The organism is Acinetobacter higginsii, from assembly GCF_000369525.1.
Lineage (GTDB): Bacteria > Pseudomonadota > Gammaproteobacteria > Pseudomonadales > Moraxellaceae > Acinetobacter > Acinetobacter higginsii.
The window spans coordinates 1691460-1703730 of sequence record NZ_KB850072.1; the positions used below are offsets into that span (position 1 = coordinate 1691460).

9 protein-coding genes are annotated in these 12271 nt (G+C 39.3%); all 9 read right to left on the reverse strand.

What is annotated here, in order from left to right:
• Positions 1–5: 5 nt before the first annotated feature.
• The 9 genes from F902_RS14150 to F902_RS14190 all read right to left on the reverse strand — a co-directional run bounded on the left by F902_RS14150 (position 6) and on the right by F902_RS14190 (position 12192).
• Positions 6–1940 (reverse strand): hypothetical protein, encoded by a 1935-nt coding sequence (locus F902_RS14150; RefSeq protein WP_005204432.1) that lies wholly within the window; start codon positions 1938–1940, stop codon positions 6–8.
• 5 nt (positions 1941–1945) lie between these two features.
• A complete protein-coding gene (locus tag F902_RS14155) occupies positions 1946–4708 on the reverse strand; it encodes a type VI secretion system Vgr family protein (RefSeq protein ID WP_005204434.1) in 2763 nt (920 codons plus the stop codon).
• Between the two features lie 87 nt (positions 4709–4795).
• Positions 4796–5569, reverse strand: a complete 774-nt coding sequence (locus tag F902_RS14160) for a Rossmann-like and DUF2520 domain-containing protein (RefSeq protein WP_005204437.1) — start codon at positions 5567–5569, stop codon at positions 4796–4798.
• Positions 5570–5652: 83 nt separating this feature from the next.
• A complete protein-coding gene (locus F902_RS14165) occupies positions 5653–6699 on the reverse strand; it encodes a hypothetical protein (protein WP_005204439.1) in 1047 nt (348 codons plus the stop codon).
• Positions 6700–6880: 181 nt separating this feature from the next.
• The gene (locus F902_RS14170) at positions 6881–8305 is read right to left on the reverse strand and encodes an OmpA family protein (RefSeq protein WP_005204440.1); all 1425 of its coding nucleotides are present in this window, start codon (positions 8303–8305) and stop codon (positions 6881–6883) included.
• Positions 8306–8552: 247 nt separating this feature from the next.
• Positions 8553–9125, reverse strand: coding sequence for a hypothetical protein (locus F902_RS14175; protein WP_004806349.1), 573 nt, complete (start codon positions 9123–9125; stop codon positions 8553–8555).
• A gap of 197 nt (positions 9126–9322) precedes the next feature.
• Positions 9323–10555, reverse strand: a complete 1233-nt coding sequence (locus F902_RS14180; RefSeq protein WP_005204443.1) for a dihydroorotase — start codon at positions 10553–10555, stop codon at positions 9323–9325.
• A 12-nt stretch (positions 10556–10567) separates the two neighbouring features.
• Entirely contained in the window at positions 10568–11584 is a 1017-nt protein-coding gene (locus F902_RS14185) for an aspartate carbamoyltransferase catalytic subunit (RefSeq protein ID WP_005204445.1), read from the reverse strand.
• Positions 11585–11820: 236 nt separating this feature from the next.
• Positions 11821–12192: a hypothetical protein gene (locus F902_RS14190; protein WP_004806346.1), complete on the reverse strand. Its 372-nt coding sequence runs from the start codon at positions 12190–12192 to the stop codon at positions 11821–11823.
• Positions 12193–12271 lie beyond the last annotated feature (79 nt).

Below are 12271 nucleotides of genomic sequence, written 5' to 3' on the forward strand. Positions count from 1 at the left end.
AACACCTAGTTTAAAATCCAACTTGGAACTGTATAATTTATGCCACTAGCCTTACTAATTGCTTCAATCAAAAACTTAGCACAGTTTGAAATATTATTCTGAACTCTATTAAATACATCTTTTATCGTCCCCGTCATATTCAAATAATATGAGTCCAACGAATCTAGCATAAAACCTATCACAAACCCTATCACTAGTCCTACTCCGACCACAGCAAGAAATGGAGCTGTTGCACCAACAAAGAATGCTAATGCTGCTGATGTTAATAAAGTCGTTATAACAGTCCCAACAATTGCTTTAATTGCAATGCCTGTCAAAGTAGCTAACAAATTTGTAAAATCTCGATGCATACTATCTGTAGAAAAATATTCTATTATTTCTGAAGTTGAAGTAATGACTACTCCAACTATAGCACCTGCCTTAATTGATTTCCAAGTTATGGGTTCTTTAACAGGAATACTATTCATTACAATTTTTTTATTAAACTGTCTTATTGCAGTCATATTCATTTGATATCTTAAATGAGCTAAACCCAAGAAAAAAATCATTACACTGCCATTTCTTATTTTAATTGCTATTAAAATATCTTTTGCTGCCACACCTATATTTCTAAAAAATGGGATGAGATATTTATCAATGTATTGATCTCTCATTGCTTGTGAATAAACATTATTTGCTATATCTTTTGATCCTGAACTTATTGAAGCAAAAATTGGAACGACCCCATTATCCCAAACAAAATTTGTAAAGATAGCATTTACGATGATAGAAAATTCCCGATCAGAACACTTCCTTAAATCGTCTAAATCATAGTTGTTTTTAAAAACTTGATCTTTACAATTTGTTGAAATCATATAAGTAAAGAATTCTTCCTTCTGTCGTCCTATATCGTTAGCACCTTGCTTTGCGTCTTCTTTCAGTTTTTTAGTACCAGATGCCTCACTCTTTTTAGGTAATGCAAATTTATTGATTCCAAAAATAATTGGCTCATTCTCATTACCAAACTTACCAACATTTATTTTCCCAATCAAATTTTTATTTTTAAGATTTCTGATTATTAATGTTCCTTTAAATTTTTTAGGAATCTGAATTGTAACCTCTCTGCCATCTTGCCATGTAATTGCATTTTGAGGTTGTAAAGAGGGTGCTATTATTTCACCTTTATCCAATCGCTCAACCACATAAGTAACACCAGCTTGTTTTATAATGTTAAGAACAACCTTTCTATAATCTTTCAGTCTGTTTGCTATAGTTTGGCTATTTTTACTTGCATCTTGTGTTTTGTCTTCCCAAAAAACCTTCCCTAAATCTATTTCTCTATGTTCAAATTTTGAACCAAGTGGAATCACTCTTTGAGAAAAAGATGTAGCGACTTTATCTCCTGCTTTATTCACAGTTAGATGTATTCTTACCAACGGATTTGTATCTTCGAATAATTTTTTAAAATGGCTTTTTATTAATCTTGGATATCCCCCTTCTAGCATTCCTGGCCCATCCGTATCGTAAGATTTAGTCAATCCATTGTTTAGTCCCCACAAAGAAGTAGATACAGATTTATATCCAGTTGGTTTAAATTCGAAAGAATATTTTATATTTTTTTCTAAATTAATCCCATGAGGTGATTTAAATTTAACTTGAAAGTATCCTTTAACAACATTAACCACTCCTGTTGCCATTCTTTCTTTTGTTTCAACTGAACAATTCCTAACCTCATCTGCTGGTAATTCATATTCATTTTTCTTTAGGTTGAATAACTCTATTCGTATAAGTTCTTTTTTAAAGGTTTGAACTACAATAGTCTCCCCATCTGAGTTCGTTGTTAAGCCATCATGTAAAACTTTTCCATTACTAGACACTATTCTATATTTAGCACCATCAAAATTTGCCCAATGACCAGATTGGTGTCTATATCTAACAATAAATTTAGCTGAATAACTCATATCTACTATTCTTCTCTAAAGTCTACGTTTGAATCAAAATCTGTATCAAAATGTATATAAATTTTTTGTTGGGTTTCAGTCTGAAATACTTTCGTTTCACCCTTACTATTTGTTTGGCCCAGCTCAATATTGCCATCTTCAAAAAATGCCATATATTTTATATTCGACATTGGGGAACCTACCTCATTTCTTGCGACAAATTTTTTTGTAAATTTTTTTGTAATTGCTTCAGGAAAACTGATAATTTCAGAATTAACCTTCGCTCCTCCCATAAATAAATGCTGCCCTGCCTTCACTTCAAACTTGCCACCTGTGGTTGGAAAAATACCCGAACCATCCAGCTTAATTTGAGAACCACCCGCAGTAATCACAATCTCTTTCGGACTGCTGATCTCAATACGATCTTCAGTTGAAATAATCTGAATCCCTTGCTTGGCAAGTAAATCCATGCCATCCGACTGTGCCTGCACCTCATACTTGCCTTTGGCCGCCACCTGTTTAATCCCATTCTGTGCGGCAAAAAGACTGATTCTGTCTTGAGCATGACTAATCATGTTCTTTTGCGTACTCAGATTGATACTGTCACCTGCAAACTGATTGATTTGCCCATCGGCAGATAAATGAATATCTTCATTGGTACTCAGAGCAATGCCCTCTGGCGAACTGAGTAACAACATTGCCTTATTAAACTTGGCAATATCAGATTCAATTTCTTCTGCAAAAGCTTTCAACTGATCCAGCGATTCTATTTCATCAGTCTGCTGATTCTTAGCCACTTCACTTAAGGCTTTGGCATTGTTTTGATTGCCCTCTAGCTGCTGTTTAGCAACTTGGGCATCCAGATGTTCACCTTGGGCTTGATCCTGTTTATGCGTGGAAAATAGTAAACCTTCGCCAGCACGCACGGCTCCCCATTGGTCAGTACGCAGTTCAAAGCCTTCACCCCGATCTTCACTTTCTGCGGTTGCTTTAGGGTGACTCAGTTTGCCGAGATTGAGTTGACTGGCTGCATGACTGCTTTGCAACTGGGCACTGATCTGACCTGTGGTGTCATCAAAGCGTAGTTGGTTAAAACCTTCGCCCTGATATTCTTTCGATTTGATCCCTGCTAGTTTCTTGGTGTCAGGCAGCTTGCCTGCATGGTCGAATTTGGTTGGGCTACGATGGCCTTCATGAATTCTTCCCACCACAAATGGACGGTCGATATTGCCATCAAAGAAGTCGATGACTACGATTTCATCAATACGCGGCAGGAAGCGTGCGCCATAGCCTTCACCTGCCCAAGGGGTCAGTACATCCACCCAAGCAGAATCGGTGTCGTTGTCATTGGCACCTGCACCACCATCATGGCTATGGTCGTCATTGCGGGTAAACAGGAAACGGACTTTAATTCGTCCCCATTCATCCACATAGATTTCTTCGCCGCTTGGCCCAACCACTTTGGCACGTTGTGGTGACGCTGTTGAGCGGTGTTGTAATGGGTTAAATTCAGGAACGGTTTTAATGCTGCGGCGTTGCAATGTCAGTTGATTGGCTTGGCGTTCGTCACTCTCTTTTACTTGCCAGTTACTTTGTGCTAATAGCTGTTGGATCTGTTGCTGCAAATCTTTAGGCAAATTATTTTGGTTATAGAAGTTTTTACCTGTGATCAAGAATTCTTTGTCTGCGCCATCGTGTTGATCAATTTCAGGATGTTCAGCCAATTCAAACCAGTAACCGACATGGGTATCTCGCACGGTGCTATGGGCTGTAAATTGTTTGGATTGTAAGTCGTAGTATTGACCCAAGTTCCGATTCAGTTTTTCGATCTGTGTATTGCCCGATGGGGTTGCACCATCTTCCCCATTCAGGTCTTGCATCCATGCGGGTGAAAAGTGCCATGCCTGTTCTAGACCAAGACTGGCATTGTCATGTTGTTCGCTGTGTTTATGCGTGCTCTGTACACTGCCTGCTCCATCTTCTTGTTCCAGTGCATCGGCTTGCCAGCGTTGTACATGCACGCTGCTCGGTTGTAATGAACGTTGTCCGACCAAACTGGTCATGCTGTCGTATTGTTCCGTGGCACTGCTACGGTGGTAACGGATCTGTCGACGCTCTAAAGCTTGGTATTGGCTATTATCATCAATCAGACGCAGTTTTTGCGGCTGAATCGCGGCACTGCTTTGCGGAACTGTTCGTTCAGCTTCATCAATGAGCCAGTTAATCGATTCACTACGTAGCAAACGCGTCAGGAAGTCGTAATCAACTTCCGAATGTTGCATGATAAAGGGACGAACATCGTAATCTTGGCTCAATCCGCTTAAATCAAGCGTTAAGCTGGAGGCAAATAAGGGACTTTTTTGTTGCCACTCTTTGAAGATGATTTCCACCACATCACGCACGCTCTTGTTCATAAACACGCGGCTGTTACGGCGTTGCTTCCACAGTGCAGTTGGATCTTCTAAGGTTAGCTTATATACGGTCAGGCTACCGTCTGATTGCCCTTGTAAGGCTTGAGTAATAATCCCTGTGACGCGAGTGAGTTGACCTTGATCGGTCACGCTATCAATTGCTGCTTGGCTACCAATAAATTGTTTCAGAGGAATGGTCGCATTGGTCGACAGGCAAATCAGTTCTGCCTTAAATCCGTCATTCAGTTGATGCTGACCATCAATACGTTGTAGAAAGACTTGAGTATTTAAATTTTGATTGGAAAATTGAATATGAATTGCACGTTTTTGTGCAGTCAAACCTAAATTGTCTAAAGCTTGAAATATATTAACCAACATCTTTTTATATAAAATTAAATCAAATTTTAGCCATGGTATACAAAACAGACTGATTTGTCTATTTTGTATAATTATTGTTAAATCGATTTAATGATGGCGTTTTAAAATAGATTGACTGATAAGACCATAGATATTCTGCAAGTCTGAGCGATTAGAATCTGCCAATAATTGGCTATGCATACTTAATATATTTTGGTCACCGCGCATCGCTGGGCCTGTCTGCATATCCTTGGGATGATTGGCTGTGGCTTTATTTGCGGTCTCTAAAATCAGTGGGTAGAGCAAACTAAAATCAACCTGCTCTGCATCAACGATCTGCTTCGCCATGTCATAACAATAATTACTAAAATTGCAAGCAAATACCGCCGCTAAATGCAAGGTCAAACGTTGTGTAGAACTATATTGGTAGACACGTTGGCTTAAACTGTTGGCTAATTCGGTTAATAAGGTTAAGTCCTGTTGCTGTACTGCCTCCACAAATAAAGGGGTATCTGCCCAATTCACATCCCTTTCCATACTAAAGGTTTGCAGAGGATAGAACACACCCACGCGTGGATGTCTTTGTTCCAGTATCGATAAAGCAGTACTTCCCGAAGTATGTACAATCAGATTTTCAGCAAGATGGGGCGCAATCGAATCAATCACGTTGCGAATCGCCTGATCACTGACTGCAATAATCACCAAATCGGTTTGCGCATCCAACTGTTGCACATCGTCAATTGCTTGGGCATTGACTTGGTCTGCAAGGGTCTGAGCATGTTGTAGATTCCGACTAAAGATTTGTACAACCTGATGCTGCAACTGCAATACTTTGGCCAAATGGGTTGCAACACGACCTGCTCCAATCAATGTAATTCGCATAATATTTATCTTAAAACCATCGCTGTGCTAAGCATGCCAATAAAAAAAGGACGAATCAATTCGTCCTTCTTGCTGTTGCTTACTTAATTGACATTATTGAGATAGACAATGCGCTCAATGGTACGTTGGGTGAAGCACTTGGTGTACTGCATATCTTGATCTTGTTGACGCATTGCATCATTCCAATAGCGTGATTGCTTTTGATAAGTTTCCAAGTCTTTTTCAGGAATATCAGATACATGCTTTTGAGCAAGTACCTTACAATCAACATCACGTTTTTCAAACCAATCAGACTGGTCTTGCTGCAACTGTGCTTTTTGCTCTGGACTAAACTTGTCCCAAGTTTGATTTAAGCGTTCAACCTGCTGTGCTTTTTCAGCATCCAACTCTTTCTTGCGAATATCCATTGCTTTTTGAGCCAAGCCCATTTGTGCCGACTCTTCTGCATCATATTGCTGCTGAGCTTGCTCATTGCTTTGTTCAATCAAGCGGTTTTCTTTTAAATAAGCCACATATTGCACAGCTTTGGTCGCCATAAAGACCACACCATCAATCACTGCATTTTGATCAGGAATATTAAACACTAAACCATCTTTGTCGGTCTTGGTGATGTCATAGAAAAAGCTACCTTTGAGCTTGTCATCTTCTAAAGTCAGAGAATATTCATTATCGGCAAAATAATCACCTAAAGTACTGGCGCTATAATCGCCTTCACACTCTTCACAATTTTTTTGCTGCTCAGCATAAGCATTCTCCGCACGCTTTTGTAAGCCTTTCGGGAATTGAACAATTAACTGACTTTCACAGCTCAATTGTGTTTTTGATGCTTGCTCGCCTTCTGCTGCATCTAAGGTACGCACATTTTTAATTTCGAATTTCAGACCTTTATTGATTTTGTCCAGAACATCATAGTCTGCCTGATACTGACTTTCTCTTAGACTACGCTCGATTTGTTTTAAATAATCTTTTTTGAGTGCCGCTTGAATATTATTCAAGTTATCTTGATTAGTACAACTCCACTCAGCGACTGCCGCATCCGTATTTTCAACTTTATCTTTCGGTTTGAACTTATCACACCCTGTTAATAACACTGCTGCGGTTAATGTTGTGAATATAAAAAACTTATTCATATTAGTGCTCTGTTATCTTGTTTTTCGCGCGTATTCTACTCAATTTAAATCCATACTTTCGAGTCTTTTATTTGACTTTATTTAGGTGTTCGCATTTAAAATCATATTCACTCAAATAAACAATTAAAATAAAAGGAGTTATTTTCTCAATAACTCCTTTAGAACTTCAACAAACCATCAATTAAGGAGTAATTGAAAACTCAATACGACGATTTTTAAAACGCCCTTCCTCAGTTGTATTATCTGCAACAGGGTTATCTGCACCATGTCCCACTGCTGTGAGTTGTGCCACATCCACGCCTTGACTAACTAAATAATCAACCACCGCCTGTGCACGTTTTTGTGATAGCGTTTTATTGCTATTGGCATTACCTGTTGAATCGGTATAACCCGCAACGGTCAGTTTTGCATCTTTGGTATTTTTCATTAAGCCAGCGGCTTTATCCAAGATTGCTTTGTTTTCATCTGGAATCTGGTTGGATCCCGTTGAGAAATTAATAATCTGTAGATTGAGTGCTTTAATCACGGCGTTAATATCAACCTGGTTGGCATCAATGCTTGCCAATGCATCCTGTGCTGCATTTAGACTATTACTTACCGAATCAGCAGCACTAACAGGTGCTTCGACAACCACCTCGGTATTTGGTACTAATCCTTTAATCTTGCCAAGCAGCTCATTGAGTTTAGCTGCATCTGCACCTTTTAAGGTGATCTTATCACCTACCCATTCCAAGGAAACATTTGGAACCCCTTTAAGTAATCCCAAAACACCTGCCAGTCCTGCTTGATCAGTAAACGAGCCTGCATGTGTTGCAGCCGTACCTGCTGTATCTACCGTACAGTCCTGATTAGAAGAAAAAACTTCTTTGACTTTGGCCTGAATACTGGCAAGGAACCCTTGATCACCAACCATGACCTGACACTGTGCAACATGACCATTAGCATCGGTGGTTAATGCCAAGCTCGCCGGCGCAATCATCGTACCGACTTGTGATGCCGGTGAATCCTCATTACTTACAGGTACTTCCATTTGTTTATGTTGACATGACTTCCACAACCATGCGACCAACAATGCCAAAATAATCAGTGCGACAATCGGTAGCCAAGCACGTGACTTACTTCCTGTCGTCGCGGTCGCACTGGCTAAGCTCGTTGTGGAGGCTGTAGCACTCGAAACGAGACCTAAAGGTGCAAGCAAACCTACCGCCCATGCAGGTAACAGCGCACGAATTGAATCAGCATGCTGTTTTAAATAATTAACAATGCTTTGGGTATCATTACCCGCTTCACTGGTTAAAGCAGCAAGGCTGACTGGAAGCGCTTGGTTTAATGTTTGCTCTGCTTCAGCTATGGGAAGCTGACCACCTGCGAGGTTGGATAATAATGCATTTTTAACTTGATCATTATGACCAAATAAATCGAATAAGGAAGGTGAAATTGACTCTTTTAGTTTCTGAATTAATTCAGGTTTTGCAGCTAAAATCGAAAGAAAAATCGGGTAAAACTTAGATAACAGCGCACTTTTTTCGTTCGCCAATCCATCTTGACCACTCACAAGCACAGAGGTCACTTTCTGCTTTAACAGTTCTATTGGGTTTATTGACATTGTTATTCTCTCCAACACATTAAATTTATAATATTCAGATCGCTTAAGAAAAATGCGAAGTACAAGCAAACTGAAGCTTTTTCATTCTAATCATTTGTGTGTTTTTTATTCGTTTTTATATCATTTAAATACAATACTTACATCACACTTTACAAAACCGAGAAAAAGCCAAATCGCTTTAGATCATCATTCAGTTGAGTTATAAATTGTGCGATAAGGAATAATTTCATCTTCATAATAAGGCATTTTACTTGCTTAATTGATATAGAAACAGCAAGGAAAAACTCGCAAAAATGAGTGTAAGAAACGGAAATAAACGATAAGATTTCTTTTCAGGCGCTATCTCAACCGGCTCAGTAATTTCTTCTAATGACACTGCTACGCTTGGAACTTCATCTAATAGAGCAAGCACCTCCTCCGACCAATTTGGCAACAGTCCATTTATCGATTCTTGATGTTCACGAAGGTAATGAATAATGCTAATTGCATCATTTCCGATTTCATTTGAAAGTACTGCTAGACTCTTCGGGATCGCTCGATTTAATGTGATTTCTACCTCTGCAACCGAAACTTTACCTGCTGCCAACCTTAACAGTAATGCATTTTTTACTTTTTCATTTTCTTCCATCAGGTCAAAAACAGAAGGTGTCAGCTTCTCTTTTAACTGATCAACAAGTTCTGGTTTCTGTAAAAAACGATGCAAAAAAATAGGATAAAATCTTGATAAAACATCATTTTTTTCATTTACTAGACATGTTTGATCATTGACAATAATAGAGGATACTTTTTGCTTAAGCAGCTCCATTGGGTGAATAGCCATATGATTTAGCTCCAATTATTTCAATTGTTTAATTCTCATTTTTTATAATTTTATGTAAAGCACATCTCATTTATTTTCTTACTTTAATCTAATTTTTTTATTTTTATCAGCTTTGTAAAATTTAAATACAATATCTACATCACACTTTACAAAGCAGAATAAGACTTGATCGCCCTATTCTGCCGTTTGCATATCATTTATGCGAAGGTCGTCATCACCTTACCTGTCAGCTGTTGACCAAGTAATGGCGTATTTTTACCTTGAGACAGGATGCTGTCTTTAGACACCGTCCACTGTAGTTCTGGATCAATCAAAACCCAACCGGCTTCTTGCAACCAACGATCCGTCATATTGGCCACTTGTGCTGGAATAGAGGTGACTTTCTCCACCCATTCCAAAGGTTCAAACACACCTTCTTGAATCAACTGCACACCTAAACCGACATAGGTATCAAAAGCAGTAATCCCTGGCTGTGTTTCAGCAAATGGAGCCATTTTCGCTGAGCTACTAAGGGGTTCATGATGGGTACAGATTGCATCAATCACGCCTTCTTTCACACCTTGGCGCAATAATGCTTTATCTTGCTCAGAACGTAACGGTGGGCGTACATGGGCAAGTGAGTTAAAACCATCGGTCAGTTGCTCAGTTAGATGTAACTGATGCATTGCAACATCGGCAGTGACAGGTAAACCTTTGGCTTTTGCTGCACGGATCAAATCAACCGAAGCACCACAAGACAACAAACCAAAGTGTGCTTTCACGCCAGTTGCTTCAATCATGATCAAGTATTTGGCAATCGCAACAGTTTCAGCAATCGCAGGAATCATGGGTAAACCTTGACGAGAAGCAATAAAGCCTTCGTGTGCACAGCCATCTTTGGCAATTTGTGGTTCTTCTGCATAGAACACGACCGTCAAGCCCAAACCTGCTGCATATTCCAGAGTACGAATGACCACATCATCATTTTCAAAGCTTGCATTGGCATTTGAAACCGCTGTACATCCACCCTTCTTCAATCCCGCCATATTGGCAGGTTGTTTGCCATTCAGACCTTGAGTCTGCGCACCGATAATTTGTAGATAAATGCCGCCATCCAATTGTGCTTTTTCAATCAAGCCATGAATTAAAGCGCCATTATCTTGAACAATTGGTTTTGAATCAGGTGGTGTTATCACATGCAAAATACCATTGGCACGCGCCGCTTTACCTTCTGACTTTAAGGTTCCATGCTGTTGTTGCCCTGGTTCACGTAGACGTGCACAAAGATCAACCATGGTTGGCATTAACCATTTGCCTTGGCCATCAATCGTTTCATCGACTTGATCTATTGCATCAACCAACTTACCGTTTTCGATATATACCGTTTTGACTTGATCAGTTTTTTGAATTGGATCGAGCACACGGACATTTTCAATTTTTACAATACTCATGTGATCTATCCTTTACAGCGCAACCGCTTCAATTAAACCTTGTTCTTGTAACTGCCCTTGCATCGCAAGTGCCAACACTGCCATACGAACTGCAATACCATTGGTGACTTGCTTCAAAATAACAGATTGATCACCATCAGCAACGCTTGAATCAATTTCAACTCCACGGTTCATTGGCCCCGGATGCATCACGATGCAATCAGGCTTAGCCAAAGCTAAACGCTCTTTGTTTAAGCCGTACATTTTATAGAATTCAGCTTGTGAAGATAATGCAGGTGAATCAATACGTTCATTTTGAATACGTAAGGCAATAATCACATCACAGTCTTTTACGCCTTCATCCATTTTGTTAAACAGACGTACATGTTCGCCATATTCATCAAAGGCCACTGGCAATAAGGTATTTGGCGCAATCACACGAATGTCTTTACAACCCAATGTTTGCAATGCCGCCACATTCGAGCGCGCAACACGCGAATGTTTAATGTCCCCAATAATCGCAACCGTTAATTCTTCAAAAGGCTTTTTGGTCTCACGACGGATGGTCAACATATCCAGCATGGCTTGGGTAGGATGCGCATGACGACCATCACCTGCATTGATAATGGCAACTTTAGGGCACACATCTTTGGCAATAAAGTGTGCTGCACCAGAAGATGAATGACGTACCACGAAGATATCTGCTGCCATCGCTTCCAAATTCCAAAGCGTATCACGTAGCGTTTCACCTTTAGAGGTGCTTGAACGTGCAATATCAATATTTAAGACATTGGCAGACAAACGCTTTGCTGCAGCCTCAAACGTAGTACGGGTACGAGTGGAGTTTTCAAAGAAAAGATTCATCACCGTCAGTCCTTCAAGCAACGGACGATTGATCAAGTTATTATTTTCATCTAAAAAGCTTTGCGCTGTATCTAGAATCTTGGTTAAGGTTTCTTTAGAAAGACCTTCAATTGTTAAAAAGTGCTTGAGATTTCCTTGTTGATTGAGCTGGATCTGACTCAAAGTATGCAATGCCGCCAAGTGCATAAGAGATTCCTAACACGTTAAGTTAACGCATTATACAGACTTTGGATTTCATTCGCAGTTGAACTTTTCAGCACTTAAGTAAAAATCTTTTAGATCTTTTCCATGATCTTATTTTTATTCAATATCAGAACATAGATTCTGAATATTGATCCAATACAAATACTCCAAAATAAAGATAAGGATGTAAGCATCATCTCTACATCCTTTTAATATTCTATTTTTTAATGACTTATAATTTACCTTAATGCACCAATATAGTGATGATGTACCTGTGCTTGATAAATTTCTTCATCGGTAACTTCCATGGAATAAGTTTCCAAAATCTCAGCCGGTTGTTTCTCAGTCGCAGTTTTTGTCTCCACCACCAATGGATTTGGCTCAGGATATAAATCAATCAATGGGCTTAAACGATGTACAAAACGTTCCAACTCTGGGTCCTGAGTTGTTAAGGCGATATCCAGCACATGCTTGGCATAATCTTTATTGTTAACGAGATACATTACATCGATCACACGACCACAGACACGTCTTAAACGGACATACATTTGAGTTGCAATCGTAAAAGCTTCAGCATTGACCAATACTTCGTTATTCATGCTTTCTTTCATAAAGTCCTCACATCATTGGGAGAAATATTTACTGATAATTCATCAAGAGAAAAGCAAAAGCTGTACCAACTATTAAAAT